We start from the raw sequence: 15,378 nt of genomic DNA, 5'->3' as shown, positions 1-15,378 counted from the left end.
ATACATTGCTTTCGTTGCAAGAAGAATATTGTTGATGGCAGATTGATTTACACCAGACATAAGACCGGTAAGTTAATCAAAGCTCCCTTGCAACCGCAGGCCGTGGATCTGATCGAGAAATACAGTATCAAAGACAATACTTACCTGTTCCCTATTCTATCTAATTTTCACAAGACTGAATTGCAAAGAGCGAACAGGGTACATAAGGTAATCTCCAAGGTGAACGAACGCTTGAAAGAGATTGGCAAGGCATTGGATATTCCAATTGACCTTACGACCTATGTCGCACGCCACAGTTAAGCAACCGTAATGAAAAGGGCTGGTGTGCCTACCTCAATCATTCGTGAGTTGATGGGGCATAGTTCAGAAAGCGTAACTCAAATCTATCTGGATAGCTTCGACAATGAACAGATGGACGAGGCGATGAGGAATTAGCTCTAAATTATCATGGATTAGCTTGCTTATCTCGAAATTCTTCATACATTTGCCCCAATCTTACAAACGAGGTAAGGGAAAAGGATTAAGAACAAGGAATAATCTCCTGTTCATCACATGGCCTACGTGACAGTGCAGTATCAAAAACGATACCAAGAAAGATGGCCTTCTACAAGAAGCCTAACAGCAATAATTCTACCATAGGTAGCGGCTTCTGCAACTAAGTTACCGGGATATACTTCCCGCACTTACGTTAGACATATTACTCTTGCATCTTTATACATGGATGTAATGTGTCTATTTGTAACTATAACTTAGTCGCAGGAGCTTTTTTTGTCTTCAATCCAATTGTTAAACATTCAAACTTCGATTAAATGAACAAGAAGTTTCTGTTTTCCCGGACAATTGGCATGAGCTACCTATCGGGACTTACCAGCAAGGTAAGAGTAATCCGGCTCGCAGAGTTAATAACAATATATGCGTCTGCATCCCCAATTCCGGGAGAGGTACGAAATCCGTACCGACCATATATAAGCGATTTTACTCAAGTTTCTTACCCATTAATCCCGTCTTGCCATGAGTGAACAGAATGGATTTAAAGGGTTGGAGGTTGTCGAACTGAACATTTCCAAAGGCGAATACCTGTCAGAAGCCTTAAAAAGACAAGGCTACCCCATGCTGCCGAGCAATGCCATTATTAATAAGGTAATGACAGGTACGGGAGCTACTTACATGGAATTGAACGCGAAGTTAAGTCCAAGAAACTCTATCGTGATTGAGCCGTTCAAATCTTCGGTGGAGAACAAGGTACTGACCTTTAATGAAGCTCAAGGGGTGTTCAAAGAAGTGACCGTCAAGAAACTGATCGCTTACCTCAAGAACCCCAACATCAAGTACAAAAAGATCATAACCACCCCCGAAGGGTTTCAGAGCAAAGTCTTGAAGGTGGCAAAGGACTTGGGCTTGAATATTTATAAGGAGTTCTTCTGCCTGTTCGATGAATCCGAGCACTTGACAGAAGATACAGGCTATCGTAGAAGCATATCCGCCCCAATGAAGGAGTTCTTCAAATTCGAGGGAAAGGCTGTCGTGTCTGCCACTCCGTTAAAGCCGAGCAAGTACACCTTAACACTGTTCTTGCGTCACCAATTCAAGTGGGTAGAAATTAAGCCCGACTATGACTATCGGGAGGATATGACTTTGATAACAACCCGTAGCTTTTACAGTCGGGTGAAGCAGGAAGTAAAAAGGCTGTTGGATAACGGTTCTCCCCATGTGTGCATCTTCTATAAGACAACAGAGGGAATCTGTAGCATCGTGGAATCATTGCTGCATGACGGAATAATAAAAGAGGACGACTACAAGGTCTTCTGCTCAAAGGACAGTGCCGACAAGCTAAAGAGCCGCTTCTTGGAACATAGTACGGATAAGCTGGAACTTCCTCTAAGAAGGGTGAATCTGTTTACATCGAGGTTCTTCCCGTCAATAGACATCAATCTGAAAGAACTTTGCGATGTGCTGATACTGTCGAACTACGATCATGTGAAGCACACCCTAATCAATCCGTTCACCGAAGCCATCCAGTGTCAAGGCAGATTTAGGCATGTGTTCCCCAACGGGAAGAGATATAACTCTCTTACGGTTATAGCTTCAATTCCTAACGAGCTTGAAGTTAAACCCGAAGAAGAAATATATAAAGACATCGAGGCGAGAATCAAATGTTACCGAGCCATTCAGCAGGAAGGGATAAAAGCTGATGATCCCACATATTATGATAAGGAATTAAAACGGCTACGGCTGAATGAGGTCTTAAATTCCGAGCGGAACAGATTTGACAGGTTCTCCATAGAGCAACTATTACTTGACGAGCAGGTGAAAGGATATTATCTCTCACCCAATGCACTTAGACAGGCATACGAAGATACAGGATATTTCAATGTGGACTTCCAACCCGAAGATGAAGCGGTCGGTGAAGATGACATTTACAGAATTAAAGCCGCTAAAGCGAAGGATAAATACCAGCTTATTGTATCCACATTAGAAGCGACAAAAGACAATGCCGAGGCGATACGGTTCGTCCGGGCACAATGCGTGGAGGAAGAATGGCTTATCAACGCCTTCTTCAAGTTAGGGAAGGAGGTTATCGAACAACAACAGTACGGTAAGACTGCGATCAAGAAACTATTGAAACAGACCGAGGAGGAAGAAGCCCTACAACGAAGATTCAGCCCGGAGTTTCTTCATGATATGATCAGAGAGTTCGAGTCAGAAACAGGTAACGATTTATATATTCCCGTAAAGAATGTGCTTGACAGGATTGGATACCTGTTGGACTGTTACGGAATAACCTACTCCCGATATGGAGACGGCAAGAAAGATGCAATGTGCAAGTTGTCCGAAGCTCTCATCAAGGAATATTTCGATCCGAGGCGTAGTAACCGGGAGGGTGAGGCCAAGGTCAAGTTTGTTCGGTTTAAAGAGGAGTTGTTTAAACGGAAGGACTGTGAGGAACATATAATACCTAATGTTCTCCCCGGTTGATCCCACCCCTCATTTACTCCCCCCATGCTTGCCAGAAGGAAAATCAAAATTCAGACAGGCATGGGGGTACACCATCAATCACAAATAAAATTATACTCACCAACCAACTCCCCAATCTCCAACTGAGCGAATCTGTAAAAGGTAACACTAAATAGCCCTATATGTAAAATATCCTAATGATATAACACTTATAGTCATTTAGCAAGTAGTAATGAAGTCCTAAATTGTAAACTGAGCGATCCGTTTCATTTAGGACTTCATTCACATACTTGCCAATCAATCAATAATCACTTAATTCAATTACATTATGAGTACATTACAGATCATGCCGTTTGAGGCAAGAGAGAGAAGGTTTCAGAGTTTACAATCAGCAGCGGAGGAAGCTACTTTGCTAGTGCCCAAGCACAAGAATGTCCTACACTTCATTGAGAGTAACACGCAGGAAGCAACCATCAATCACCTAAAGAACGATTGCATTGTTCCAGTCTTCAGCAAGGATAACGAGCTTACTGTTTCACACGCTGCATTCATTGAGACAGTAGGTGAAGCAGTCCAGAATTTCTTTAGCGGTGAACGGATTGAACAACCAGACATTCGTGTGTCCCATATTATTAAAGGTAGAGTACCATCTGCCATTCATAAGCGAGCAAGCCAATTACAGGATAGTGATCGTACGATCTACTACGAGCGTTGCGCATTCGCTTATGAAGTTCCATCCATTCAGTAGATCGTTGAAGGGAATAAGCTCAATCTTACTGTTACAGGTGTGCGGGCCTTCAACAGAGAGAACCTATATTCACGTAAGACAGTGGAAAGGTTCAGCATTGGAATTGGATTCAAGAACCTTGTTTGCTGTAACCTCTGTCTGTTCACAGACGGATTGAAGAACGATATTAGGGTTAGTGATACGACCCAGCTATTCAAAGAAGCGTTAGAGTTGTTCCAGCAGTACAACCCAAGTCGCCACCTTCAACTCATGCGTGAATTTGGTAATCATTCACTTACACAGCACCAATTCGCACAGATATTGGGTAAAATGCGATTATATCAAAGTCTACCTTCTATCAACCAGCGTAAACTTCCACCCATGTTAATGACGGATAGTCAGATTAACCAAGTGGCAAGGGCTTATGTGAATGATGAAAATTTCTACGGATATGGCAGGGAATTATCGATGTGGCGGTTCTACAACTTACTTACAGGAAGTAACAAATCAAGCTATATTGATACTTATTTGGACAGAGCGTTAAACGCTACTGATATTGCACAAGGCATAACATCAGCACTGCAAGGTGATGATGCTTATAGATGGTTTATTGATTGAGAGAGGAAGGGGCATCTATTTACTTAGGTGTCCTTCCTTTTGTCTAATAATTAACTAATTAAACTTGCAAGTACGTAAATAAGTACATATATTTGCAGTAAATAAAAGGAGGACTTATGAGAACAGCTAATTATACTGATTTAAGAGCAAATCTTAAAGGTTATATTGACTCTGTAATTGATGATTGTGAAACTGTAATCGTCAACCGTGGTAAGGGAAGCGGAGTAGTGATGATTTCCCTTGATGAATACAATTCATTAAAGGAGACAGAATATATCATGTCGTCACCTGACACAATGGGCGCTATTCGTAAAGGAGAGGAAGATATTAAGAATGGTAATGCCATCGCCCAGAATGAAGGAGAAAGCATTGATGATTTCTTAAATCGGGTAGCATGTACAGAATAATATTGTCAGACCAAGCACGTAAGGATTATCAATACTTCTTACGAAGTGGCAATACAGCTATCATAGATAAAATTAAAGCTTTATTGAATGATATAGCTGAACACCCTTATGCTGGGATTGGAAAACCTGAACCTCTTAAATATGAGTTGGCAGGTAAATGGTCAAGACGGATTAATTCAGAGCACCGTCTCATTTACTCTGTACATGACGATATGATAGAGGTCTCCATCTTCTCAATGAGACACCATTACTCCAAGAAGTAGTACCACTACATACAATTTACTAATTGAAAGGGCATCTATTAAGTTAGGTGTCCTTTCTTTATATCTACTAACTATTTAAAGATTACATCTTATGAATACCAAAGACATTGATAATGCGATTAATCACATTATATCATTACAGGAAAAGCTATCCACCTGTGAGAACAATCTCCAATACATCAAGCGGTTGCAAGCATTGAAATACTGGCTGCATAAGTTTGACAGTTTATTGGATAGAACCAGCAGACTAAATGGTGAATATGCAGCGATACATGAAAGTTACTTCCATGCCTGTGCTGGATTTTCATTCTATGACAGGGTTTATCATTCCATCTTATCATACCAATATGGAGATAGACCGTTCTAATTCAGTTGGGCATCCTCATTTGGGTGTCCAACTTACATAAGCTGAACGAACATTCAGCGTTTGTAACCCACTATTAATAAATGTAAATTATGAAGACATACATAGCATATTTAAGGCAATCCACCATGAAGCAACAGCTATCAGGTTTAGGTGTGGAAGCCCAAAGAGAAATCATACATAACCATGTAAAGAATAAACCCATACTTGCTGAATACATTGAAACGGAGAGCGGCAAGAAGTCTAACAGACCTCAACTTCTCGCAGCTTTGGCAATGTGCAGGAAGACTAACTCTGTTCTGATTGTCGCTAAACTGGATAGGTTGTCAAGGAACGTAGCATTTACATCTAAACTTCTGGAATCAGATGTTGAGATTGTCTTCTGTGACTTTCCACAAGCTAATAGGCTAATTCTACATATTATATCATCCATCGCAGAATACGAAGCGGGGTTAATTAGTCAGAGAACCAAGCAATCATTACAGGCTAAGAAAGCAAGAGGAATCAAGTTAGGAAAGTCTGATAACTTGATGAACAAGTTTGAGCAAGCTATCTACAATAGCTCCCGTACCAATAAGGCTAAAGCTGAAAACAATCCCAATAATATGAGGGCAATCGCATTGCTACGGTCACTGTCAATGCAGGGTAAGTCACTCTCTGAAATGACTGACTTGTTGAATGAGCAAGGCTTCGTAACATCTAAGGGCTGCCAATTCCAGATAACCCAAGTTAAGAGGTTACTTGTCAGAGTAGGGTTAATATCGTGAAATCACTTTGAAAGGTAGGACAAATCCAGAGCAAGGTTAGCTTTATATACCCCAATCTAAGTTTGTCCTACCCTAAATTTCAAACGGAGAAGTAAGCATCTACACCTTATATATATGGTACATCTAAAATATTAAGTTGAGAAGCATCTAAAATCAATTCTTCACAGTTTGGCATTTCAGCCCTATACTATATAGTCAATTACACCAATTCCAAGAATCCATATACATCTAAAGTCTTAAAACTTATGTCGAAGATAGCCCATTGTAAATCACCAACAATATGTTGACATGATGATGAAAATTCAAGGCGGGTATGGAAGTTGAGAATTTGACTCTTATATGGGGAGAGTAAGATTTCATACCTGTCCCAGATATATGACTTTAGGCTTATCTCTGATTTTTAATGAACAATAGTTCTTGCCAATTCAAACGATTTAGTAACTTTGCATTGTAATCCTTCACTCCTAAAGCGTTAGGTCACTGAACGGAGGACATTATAAGTTAACAGAGCGTACTGAAATTAACCCATTGTGAAACTGGACATTTCTATGATTGGAGTTAATGAGCAAGAGCGCTCACGTCAATGTTATATACCTATCTCATAAGGTAGTCTATATATCGTTTGGCGTGGGCTATTGTTTATTATCCAATCAGGGCAGTCCAGAACTCTTAGAAATAAGAGTGCCTCACAATGGTAATATTCAATAGTTTCCACGCCTTCTTTGTGTTTAATAGCTTACTGAAGGGAACAGGTAAGTAACTTTAAATTTAACCTTATGGGGTTGTTCACACTAGTAGACAGGATTTCCTTACTCCGTGATTGTAGAGCCATTATGAAGCTGATGGTGAAATTGCAAAGGTGTCCTAAGCCAGACAAGGCGGAACTGTGTCTTGAAGTAGAAAGAAGGTTACAGACCTTATCAAGTAAAGGGGCTAAGATGCCAGATGCGGCATTTACTATTATCATACCTATTCAAGGCAGGGATAATAACCTATTTTCTTTCATGCAAGTGGTGAAGGAAGAACTATATTCATTCAAGAATTAACAATTAGTCAAAGTTAAACAGACGTGGCAACAATTAAATGTTGTAGTTCCTCACGTTCTTACATTTAATAGCTTACCAGAGGGAATAGGTGAGCATGATTTTAATATCTAAAAAGAAATATTATGTTTGAATACTACTACATTACAATCGTAAAAGAGAACGCGAAGCTAGCTATTAAGATGAAGATTTTGACATATCAAGGAGAAAGATATGTAGAGACCTCACGTTTAAGACCTAATTTACCCAACATCAACCAAGAGGCAGCTACTACAATAAGTGAATTTTATAATGACATTGATTTCCAAGTTGCAAGAATTAACTCCCAAGATTGGGCATTGGATGCTACTAGCTTTGATGATGCATTATATCATGCGATAGATAATCACATTAGAATACATAATCGTTTATTTGTTAACGACTTATTAGCATATATAGATGTTAATTTTCATATCTTAGAAGCTTGCAACGCCTTTAATGAAGAGCAATTAAGAAACATATACTCTATTAGAAAAAATAAAGCTACAAATAAATACTTAAAATACATAATACATACGATTGATAAATAATAAATGTTCAAAACACCTTATACATATCAACAATGTTTATCCACATATCTTATATGGATAGCATCCTGCATAGATAAAGAACAGAAGGATTACTATCAAGAGTGTACAAGTTTTGAAATTTGGTACGATAGGCATAGGGGAAATAGAATTCAGATAATCTTCTTTAAGAACCATGAAGATTATCTTTATATACTGGAACATTCAACATTTGCATGGAGAGTTGACGTACACTATCAATTCTGTAGAATATATCGTTATCCTTTAGGATGTACGAGAGAACAAATTATTGATATAATAATTAAAGCGATTATCAATATTTACAAGAACGGAGATATCCCTAAAACAATATAAATTAATTAATAATATACAATGAATAATTTAGATTTATTCTGGAATTGGTTCAATGCAGACTGTGAAGACATGGGCATTCAATATACCCAGACGGAGCAACAGACCAATAATAATATCTTGATAAAGATAGTACCTACAACAATGTCAAGTGGTTTATATCAGCTCAATCTATTTCTTAAAAGTGATAGAGTTCCATTTGCAGTTAAATGCTATGGGCATCACGAGTACATTGAATCTTTACTAAATACAACATCTACATTTAGACGATATTATGGAATTCCTATACTTTCTATCACGGTAGATTCCGATGAATATCCAAGAGAACTAACTATTACTTTTTAGACTGGTGAATTAACGACAGTTGAAATTGAGTAAATTATAGATACATATAATTAAAATTTAAAAGAATGAGAACATTTAGAATTTTAGCAGCCCTTATGATGGCTGTTGTGTGTGTGGGTCTATCATCTTGTAGCAAGGATGATGATGAGAAAATTGGTTCAACGGATAATATAGTTGGAGTTTGGACTATCACTTCTGATGAAGGATAGGAACTTCATGAGGGTGAAAAAGATGAATGGAAAGATGAAGATTCAGACCACTTTCTTAAGTTTTATAAAGATGGTACTGGAACTCATGCGGATGACCAAGAGTTTAATCCGTTCACATGGTACATAGACAATAATATTTTGACTCTCAATCCTACAACATCATATTATGATGAAGAGGTTTGGACTATAAAATCATTAAATGCTAATACATTAGTACTTGAAATGTCTGGTACAGACTTCTACAACAAACTGACTTGTAAAAAGAAATAAAGTTTAGACATTACAAAGAAGGCTGCATTGATTACTCTTTGCAGCCTTTCTTAATTAATCTCACACAAACATCTTAGGTTGAGAGCTAATCAGATATACTAATTGACTAACTGATTAATTACTACAAATTTAGTCAATTCAAAGTAGTCCACCAAACTAAATATCATACGATATTAAGCTAAATCAGACTGTCTGACAGAGGATTAGATTGAAGACATAGAATTGAACCAACCGGTGTGAAGTGGGCTGTTAATGGCTAAATGGCATGAGGTACAGAATTACTAAATATTAGTTCATATATGGGATGAATGGATTTCATACCTCTTTAAAGAATGGTGTTTGAGAGAACTCTTATGCAGTTTCTTATACTCTCTCTTCACTATTACAGTAATACAGACCAAAGATTAATACACTATGCAAGATTTCACAACCAGACTTGAAGATACTTCTTACGAATTAATGCTATTTACATATGACACGATCTGAATTACCTAACAATTCACTCAAGACAGATTCTCTAACCCCTAATGCTCCGTTTCATTATGTCGTAGCTGGAAGCCAAGGTATTATGTTAGCAGCAGCTACAATGCTACTCCTATATATCATTATAGTTGTGGTAGGATTGATATGTGGTTTGGGATGGGGAAGTTTACTCTTGCCAATTCTTGTTTACCATCTACTATTAGGTATCGCTGTGGCTGCGTTATGGACTTATAATAAGCTCATTTCATAGTGTGTGAATTAGAGTATCCTACATATTAATCTCTACTTGTACAGTCTAATTTACATTGGTTGATTTCGTTATGAGTGGAATATTTAGTAAATTTGCATCATAGTTCAATGTTGACCTATAGTTGACCTCTGAACTTATATAGAGATAATTAAAGTGTTGATAACAAGGTAGCTTAGTGAATGGAGCGTCAGATTCCGGTTCTGAAGGTCGTGGGTTTGAGTCCCACCCGGGTCACGAAGGAAAGGAAGTCTCTTTGATTGAAAAATCAAGGGGGCTTTTTTAGTTTAGCCCCGATTATAAACGGATATTTACTGAACTAACCCTAACTTGATTTTGTTTTATAATCAAAAAGACAGAATGATAAGATTAAAAACAGAAGAGTATGTCAGTAATTTACAAATTTCTTTTTCCAATGAAGCCGGATGGAACGGCTATTTCATTACTATTGTTGGCGCTTCGTTTGCTTTTCGGTGGATTACTATTATCTCATGGGATGCAAAAGTGGACAAATTTCGATAGTATGTCGGCCTCATTTCCTGATCCGTTAGGTGTAGGGCATTCAATATCTTTGGGCCTTGCGATATTTGGGGAGCTTGCTTGTTCCATCGGTTTTATATTCGGGGCCCTTTATCGGCTTGCGATGATCCCCATGATTTTTACCATGGGAATGGCTTTTTTCGTCATCCATGGGAATGACCCATTTTCTTTGAAAGAGTTAGCATTCATTTATTTGGTGGTTTTTATCCTGATGTATATAACGGGACCCGGAAAATTCTCGTTAGATCGTCTGATAGCTGTTCCTCTGTCTCGAAAGCAGAAGTAAGCGTGAATGTGCGGTTGAGGATAAATAAAAAAGTCTGTTAATCATTAGATTAACAGACTCTATTTTCTGTGGGCGTTGACGGATTCGAACCGCCGACCCTCTGCTTGTAAGGCAGATGCTCTGAACCAGCTGAGCTAAACGCCCGAAGTTCTTTCGGTATAATAATAAATTAAAAGTGGGCGTTGACGGATTCGAACCGCCGACCCTCTGCTTGTAAGGCAGATGCTCTGAACCAGCTGAGCTAAACGCCCGAAAATCTTTCGGTGAAATAATAAATTTAAAGGTGGGCGTTGACGGATTCGAACCGCCGACCCTCTGCTTGTAAGGCAGATGCTCTGAACCAGCTGAGCTAAACGCCCTTTAAACTTATTTTTCGTTCGCTTTATCTCTCTAAAGCGCTGCAAAGATACGGCTTTTTTTATTACCACCAAACTTTTTGACGAAAAAATGTGGATGAATATGAATTTTGTTTGGATGTGGCTACGTAAGTGTCTGATGGTCCTAAAAACGGGGCATTTAGTTAAAAATAACGATTGCTTACCTTATTATTCAATGGAAAAGACTTAACTTTGCGACTCTATATTAATAATGTATATGGTATTATCGACACTGACTGCTATTTCGCCCGTGGATGGGCGATACAGGAATAAGGCTGAGAATCTGGCGGCTTATTTTTCAGAATACGCACTTATCAAGTATAGGGTGCGAGTTGAGATCGAGTATTTTATTACTCTATCTGAGTTTCTTCCGCAATTAAGCGAGTTAAATGCGGCGGAAGTAAAAAAGGGGCTCCGGAAGATTTATCAGGAGTTTACGGAGGAGGACGCTTTACGAGTGAAGGAGATCGAGAGCGTGACAAACCACGATGTGAAAGCGGTGGAGTACTTTATTAAGGAAAAAACAAATCATTTCCTTGCGGAGAAATACCACGAGTTTATTCATTTTGGATTGACTTCTCAGGATATTAATAACACATCTGTGCCTTTATCGATCAAGGATGCTTTGCAAGAGGTGTATTATCCGGGTTTGGAAGAGGTGATCGGCGCCTTGAAAAAATACGCCGAGGAATGGATGGATATCCCGATGTTGGCTAAGACACATGGGCAACCGGCATCTCCGACTCGTTTGGGTAAGGAGGTGATGGTCTTTGTTTACCGTTTGGAGCAACAGTTGGCATTGTTAAAGGCCGTTCCTATCTCCGCTAAATTCGGTGGCGCTACAGGAAACTTCAATGCACATCATGTAGCGTATCCGGATTATGATTGGAGGGCATTCGGTAATAAGTTCGTTAGTGAGGTGTTAGGCTTGAAACGTGAGGAGTGGACTACCCAGATCTCTAATTATGATAATCTGGCAGCGATCTTCGATGGCTTGAAGCGTATCAATACGATCTTGATCGACTTGAATCGTGACTTCTGGCAATATATCTCCATGGAGTATTTCAAGCAAAAGATCAAGGCGGGTGAGATCGGTTCGTCTGCTATGCCACATAAGGTGAACCCGATTGATTTCGAGAACGCTGAGGGTAATCTAGGGATCGCTAACGCTATTTTAGAGCATTTGGCTACGAAATTGCCGGTATCTCGTTTACAAAGAGACTTGACGGATTCTACCGTGTTGAGAAACGTAGGCGTGCCTTTGGCACATATAGAAATTGCCTTCAAGAGCTTAACAAAAGGCTTGGGTAAATTGTTATTGAACGAGAACGCCCTAAGTAGGGATTTGAATAATTGCTGGGCTGTGGTAGCCGAGGGTATCCAGACGGTCTTACGCCGTGAGGGTTATCCGAAGCCTTACGAGGCATTAAAAGCTTTGACACGTACGAACCAGACTGTTACGGAGCAATCTATCAAGGAGTTTATCGAAACCTTGAATGTTAGCGACCGGATTAAAGATGAATTAAGGGCTATAACGCCTCATAATTATACAGGAATTTAGTGATAATACAGGTAGCCGTGAGGCTACCAAGTTTTTAACCATTGTTTAATTTATAACAAATGAGTACAGAAGAAAGAGATGAATCTCAACCGCGTCCAAAAAAAGTGATACCAAGTATCAGACGGGAAAACACAGACCAAGAAGGTGAAAGAAGACCTTACAATCAGGGTTATAATAAACCTGAGGGTAGCTATGAACGTAGACCGTATCGGTCTTATGGAGAAAATAACCGTCCTTCATACGGGGATCGTTCGAGCCGTCCGCGTTCTTACGATAATAACCGTGAAGGCGGGTATGGCAACAACCGTGAGGGGGGCTATGGTAATAGTCGTCCATCTTATGGCAACAATCGCGAAGGTGGGTATGGAAATAATCGCCCGTCTTATGGTAACAACCGTGAAGGTGGCTACAACAGCGGCCGCTCGTCTTATGGAAATAACCGCCCGTCATATGGGAATGGAGGAGGGCAATACAATCGTCCGTCTCGTCCTAATTATGATGGACCGGCAAAGGCTTATTCCGCTAGTCCTTCCGGAGAGGGAATGTCTGCGGATGGTATGAAGAAAAGAAGACCTAGAGTAGGTGATACCCGGGTTGATTACAATGATTCACGTTCAAGCGGCGGGGATGGTTACGCACCCAGACGTTCGTATGGTAACGATAACTCTTATGGCGGTAATCGTCAAGGGGGTGGTGGATATGGAAATAATCGCCGTCCTTCTTACAATAATAATCGCCGTCCCAGTGGAGGAGGGGGGTTCCAAAGACAGCAGGGTTACAACATGCGTCCGAAACAGATCAAGTATAAGGAAGTCTTGGCGGACCCGAACGAACCGATCCGCTTGAACAAATTCTTGTCTAACGCTGGTGTTTGCTCTCGTCGTGAGGCGGATGAGTTTATCCAGAAAGGGGCTGTTAAGGTTAATGATGTCGTGGTAACGGAATTGGGTACTAAGATTACTCGTCAAGATGTTGTTACATTTAACGAGAAGCCGGTTCAGATCGAGAGCAAGGTGTATATCGTATTGAACAAGCCGAAGAATTGCGTAACTACTTCTGATGATCCCCAAGAGCGCTTGACGGTGATGGATTTGGTGAAGAACGCTTGCCAAGAACGTATTTATCCGGTAGGCCGCTTGGACCGTAATACGACAGGTGTCTTGTTATTGACGAACGATGGTGATTTAGCTTCTAAATTGACTCACCCATCTTTCAAGAAGAAGAAGATCTACCATGTGTGGTTGGATAAGAACGTGGCTATCGAGGATATGGAGAAAATCGCCAACGGCCTTGAGCTTGAGGATGGAGAGATCCATGCGGACGCTATCAGCTATGCTAGCGAGGACGATAAGAGCCAAGTGGGTATCGAGATCCATTCCGGCCGTAACCGTATCGTGCGCCGTATTTTCGAATCGTTGGGATATCATGTGACGAAATTGGATCGTGTTTATTTCGCCGGTTTGACTAAGAAGAACTTAGGCCGCGGTAAATGGCGTTACTTAAATGAAAGGGAAGTGAACGCTCTTAGGATGGGAGCTTTCGAATAACAAAAAACGATACAGATGGAAACAATTAAACGAACAAAAATTGTAGACGTGCTGAAAAGCGACGCTTTCGGTACTACCGTGAATGTGAAAGGATGGGTACGTACCCGCCGTGGTAGCAAACAGGTGAATTTTATCGCCTTGAATGACGGTTCTACAATTAATAATGTTCAGATCGTTGTGGATGTAGATAAATTGGGTGATGAGTTCTTGAAACCGATTACCACGGGAGCTAGTATCAGCGTAAATGGTATCTTGACACAATCCCAAGGTAAGGGGCAAAATGTGGAGATACAGGCTACCGAGATTGAGATCTTCGGTACGGCTGATCCAGCTACTTATCCATTGCAGAAAAAAGGACACTCCATGGAGTTTTTGCGTGAGATCGCTCATTTGCGTCCTCGTACGAATACATTTGGAGCGGTATTCCGTATTCGTCATAATATGGCTTACGCTATCCATAAGTTTTTCCATGATAGAGGCTTTTTCTATTTCCATACGCCGATCATCACGGCTTCCGACTGTGAGGGTGCCGGACAGATGTTCCAAGTTACTACCAAGAATTTGTACGACTTGAAAAAGGATGAGAACGGCTCTATCATTTATGAGGACGATTTCTTCGGCAAGCAGGCTAGCTTGACGGTTTCCGGACAGTTGGAGGGTGAGTTGGCAGCTACAGCCTTGGGACAGATTTATACGTTTGGCCCTACGTTCCGTGCGGAGAACTCAAATACGCCTCGTCATTTGGCGGAATTCTGGATGATTGAGCCGGAAGTCGCTTTTAATGATATCACGGACAATATGGAGTTGGCCGAGGAGTTCATTAAATATTGCGTACAATGGGCGTTGGATAACTGTATGGAGGATATCAAGTTCTTGAACGATATGTTCGATAAGGAATTGATCGCTCGTCTGGAAGGGGTCTTGAAAGACTCATTCGTTCGCTTGCCGTACACTGAAGGAATCAAGATATTGGAAGAGGCTGTCGCTAAAGGACATAAATTTGAGTTCCCTGTTTATTGGGGGGTAGATTTGGCTTCCGAGCATGAACGTTTCTTGGTGGAGGATCACTTCAAACGTCCGGTAATTTTAACGGATTACCCGAAAGAGATCAAGGCTTTCTATATGAAGCAAAACGAGGATGGAAAGACGGTGCGTGCCATGGACGTATTGTTCCCGAAGATCGGAGAGATCATCGGCGGTTCCGAGCGTGAGGCCGACTATGATAAGCTAATGACTCGTATTGATGAGTTGGGCATCCCGATGAAGGATATGTGGTGGTACTTAGATACTCGCCGTTTTGGTACGGTGCCTCACTCTGGTTTCGGTTTGGGCTTTGAGCGTCTTTTGTTGTTCGTTACGGGTATGGGAAATATCCGTGACGTGATACCTTTTCCGCGTACACCGAATAACGCTGAGTTCTAATAGCGCTTAGTGATCATGATAAAAAGGGTT

Annotated in this window: 11 protein-coding genes, 3 tRNA genes and 3 pseudogenes; 14 read left to right on the top strand and 3 right to left on the bottom strand. The window is 40.5% G+C overall.

Annotated elements, in window-relative coordinates; genetic code table 11:
* Nucleotides 1-24: 24 nt before the first annotated feature.
* The 11 genes and pseudogenes from NBH16_RS12980 to NBH16_RS12935 form a co-directional block, all read left to right on the top strand.
* A pseudogene (locus NBH16_RS12980) lies at nucleotides 25-435 on the top strand (tyrosine-type recombinase/integrase); the annotation flags it as partial.
* Between the two features lie 576 nt (nucleotides 436-1,011).
* Nucleotides 1,012-2,976 carry a hypothetical protein gene (locus NBH16_RS12975; protein WP_057326584.1) on the top strand — a complete coding sequence of 655 codons (1,965 nt, stop codon included), beginning with the start codon at nucleotides 1,012-1,014 and terminating at the stop codon, nucleotides 2,974-2,976.
* Between the two features lie 307 nt (nucleotides 2,977-3,283).
* Nucleotides 3,284-4,300: pseudogene (locus tag NBH16_RS12970) on the top strand (DUF3871 family protein).
* A gap of 116 nt (nucleotides 4,301-4,416) precedes the next feature.
* A complete protein-coding gene (locus NBH16_RS12965; RefSeq protein ID WP_048928142.1) occupies nucleotides 4,417-4,707 on the top strand; it encodes a type II toxin-antitoxin system Phd/YefM family antitoxin in 291 nt (96 codons plus the stop codon).
* The gene (locus NBH16_RS12960) at nucleotides 4,695-4,970 is read left to right on the top strand and encodes a Txe/YoeB family addiction module toxin (protein ID WP_057329359.1); all 276 of its coding nucleotides are present in this window, start codon (nucleotides 4,695-4,697) and stop codon (nucleotides 4,968-4,970) included. The genes NBH16_RS12965 and NBH16_RS12960 overlap by 13 nt, the downstream gene beginning before the upstream one ends.
* A gap of 91 nt (nucleotides 4,971-5,061) precedes the next feature.
* The gene (locus NBH16_RS12955) at nucleotides 5,062-5,337 is read left to right on the top strand and encodes a hypothetical protein (protein ID WP_081024193.1); all 276 of its coding nucleotides are present in this window, start codon (nucleotides 5,062-5,064) and stop codon (nucleotides 5,335-5,337) included.
* An 89-nt stretch (nucleotides 5,338-5,426) separates the two neighbouring features.
* On the top strand, nucleotides 5,427-6,101 hold the full coding sequence (locus NBH16_RS12950; protein WP_250788696.1) for a recombinase family protein: 675 nt from the start codon (nucleotides 5,427-5,429) through the stop codon (nucleotides 6,099-6,101).
* A 1,168-nt stretch (nucleotides 6,102-7,269) separates the two neighbouring features.
* Complete coding sequence (locus NBH16_RS12945) at nucleotides 7,270-7,713, top strand: hypothetical protein (RefSeq protein ID WP_122144012.1); 444 nt, start codon at nucleotides 7,270-7,272, stop codon at nucleotides 7,711-7,713.
* Between the two features lie 758 nt (nucleotides 7,714-8,471).
* Nucleotides 8,472-8,615: a hypothetical protein gene (locus tag NBH16_RS12940; RefSeq protein WP_250788694.1), complete on the top strand. Its 144-nt coding sequence runs from the start codon at nucleotides 8,472-8,474 to the stop codon at nucleotides 8,613-8,615.
* Between the two features lie 30 nt (nucleotides 8,616-8,645).
* Nucleotides 8,646-8,885, top strand: a pseudogene (locus tag NBH16_RS23430) (lipocalin family protein); the annotation flags it as partial.
* 1,115 nt (nucleotides 8,886-10,000) lie between these two features.
* On the top strand, nucleotides 10,001-10,441 hold the full coding sequence (locus NBH16_RS12935; RefSeq protein WP_005867918.1) for a DoxX family protein: 441 nt from the start codon (nucleotides 10,001-10,003) through the stop codon (nucleotides 10,439-10,441).
* Nucleotides 10,442-10,510: 69 nt separating this feature from the next.
* On the opposite strand, the gene NBH16_RS12930 is transcribed toward NBH16_RS12935, so the two are convergent.
* The 3 genes from NBH16_RS12930 to NBH16_RS12920 form a co-directional block, all read right to left on the bottom strand.
* Nucleotides 10,511-10,585 (bottom strand) — tRNA-Val (locus NBH16_RS12930).
* Between the two features lie 32 nt (nucleotides 10,586-10,617).
* Nucleotides 10,618-10,692 (bottom strand) — tRNA-Val (locus NBH16_RS12925).
* A gap of 33 nt (nucleotides 10,693-10,725) precedes the next feature.
* A tRNA-Val gene (locus tag NBH16_RS12920) sits at nucleotides 10,726-10,800 on the bottom strand.
* A 235-nt stretch (nucleotides 10,801-11,035) separates the two neighbouring features.
* On the opposite strand from NBH16_RS12920, the gene purB reads away from it, so the two are divergent.
* The 3 genes from purB to asnS are packed head-to-tail and all read left to right on the top strand — an operon-like array spanning nucleotide 11,036 to nucleotide 15,348.
* Nucleotides 11,036-12,379: an adenylosuccinate lyase gene (gene purB / locus NBH16_RS12915; RefSeq protein WP_122369071.1), complete on the top strand. Its 1,344-nt coding sequence runs from the start codon at nucleotides 11,036-11,038 to the stop codon at nucleotides 12,377-12,379.
* Between the two features lie 59 nt (nucleotides 12,380-12,438).
* Nucleotides 12,439-13,926 carry a pseudouridine synthase gene (locus NBH16_RS12910; protein ID WP_196008742.1) on the top strand — a complete coding sequence of 496 codons (1,488 nt, stop codon included), beginning with the start codon at nucleotides 12,439-12,441 and terminating at the stop codon, nucleotides 13,924-13,926.
* Nucleotides 13,927-13,941: 15 nt separating this feature from the next.
* A complete protein-coding gene (gene asnS / locus NBH16_RS12905; protein WP_005867925.1) occupies nucleotides 13,942-15,348 on the top strand; it encodes an asparagine--tRNA ligase in 1,407 nt (468 codons plus the stop codon).
* Nucleotides 15,349-15,378 lie beyond the last annotated feature (30 nt).

Source organism: Parabacteroides sp. Y3-G-102, assembly GCF_023656845.1.
Taxonomy (GTDB): Bacteria; Bacteroidota; Bacteroidia; order Bacteroidales; family Tannerellaceae; genus Parabacteroides; species Parabacteroides distasonis.
Note: the sequence above shows the minus strand (reverse complement) of the source record. Positions and strands in the feature narration are given on the sequence as shown.

Coding starts and splice junctions, on each gene's coding strand:
- NBH16_RS12975 (WP_057326584.1), top strand. CDS start 1,012: ATGAGTGAACAGAATGGATTTAAAGGGTTGGAGGTTGTCGAACTGAAC.
- NBH16_RS12965 (WP_048928142.1), top strand. CDS start 4,417: ATGAGAACAGCTAATTATACTGATTTAAGAGCAAATCTTAAAGGTTAT.
- NBH16_RS12960 (WP_057329359.1), top strand. CDS start 4,695: ATGTACAGAATAATATTGTCAGACCAAGCACGTAAGGATTATCAATAC.
- NBH16_RS12955 (WP_081024193.1), top strand. CDS start 5,062: ATGAATACCAAAGACATTGATAATGCGATTAATCACATTATATCATTA.
- NBH16_RS12950 (WP_250788696.1), top strand. CDS start 5,427: ATGAAGACATACATAGCATATTTAAGGCAATCCACCATGAAGCAACAG.
- NBH16_RS12945 (WP_122144012.1), top strand. CDS start 7,270: ATGTTTGAATACTACTACATTACAATCGTAAAAGAGAACGCGAAGCTA.
- NBH16_RS12940 (WP_250788694.1), top strand. CDS start 8,472: ATGAGAACATTTAGAATTTTAGCAGCCCTTATGATGGCTGTTGTGTGT.
- NBH16_RS12935 (WP_005867918.1), top strand. CDS start 10,001: ATGTCAGTAATTTACAAATTTCTTTTTCCAATGAAGCCGGATGGAACG.
- purB (WP_122369071.1), top strand. CDS start 11,036: ATGGTATTATCGACACTGACTGCTATTTCGCCCGTGGATGGGCGATAC.
- NBH16_RS12910 (WP_196008742.1), top strand. CDS start 12,439: ATGAGTACAGAAGAAAGAGATGAATCTCAACCGCGTCCAAAAAAAGTG.
- asnS (WP_005867925.1), top strand. CDS start 13,942: ATGGAAACAATTAAACGAACAAAAATTGTAGACGTGCTGAAAAGCGAC.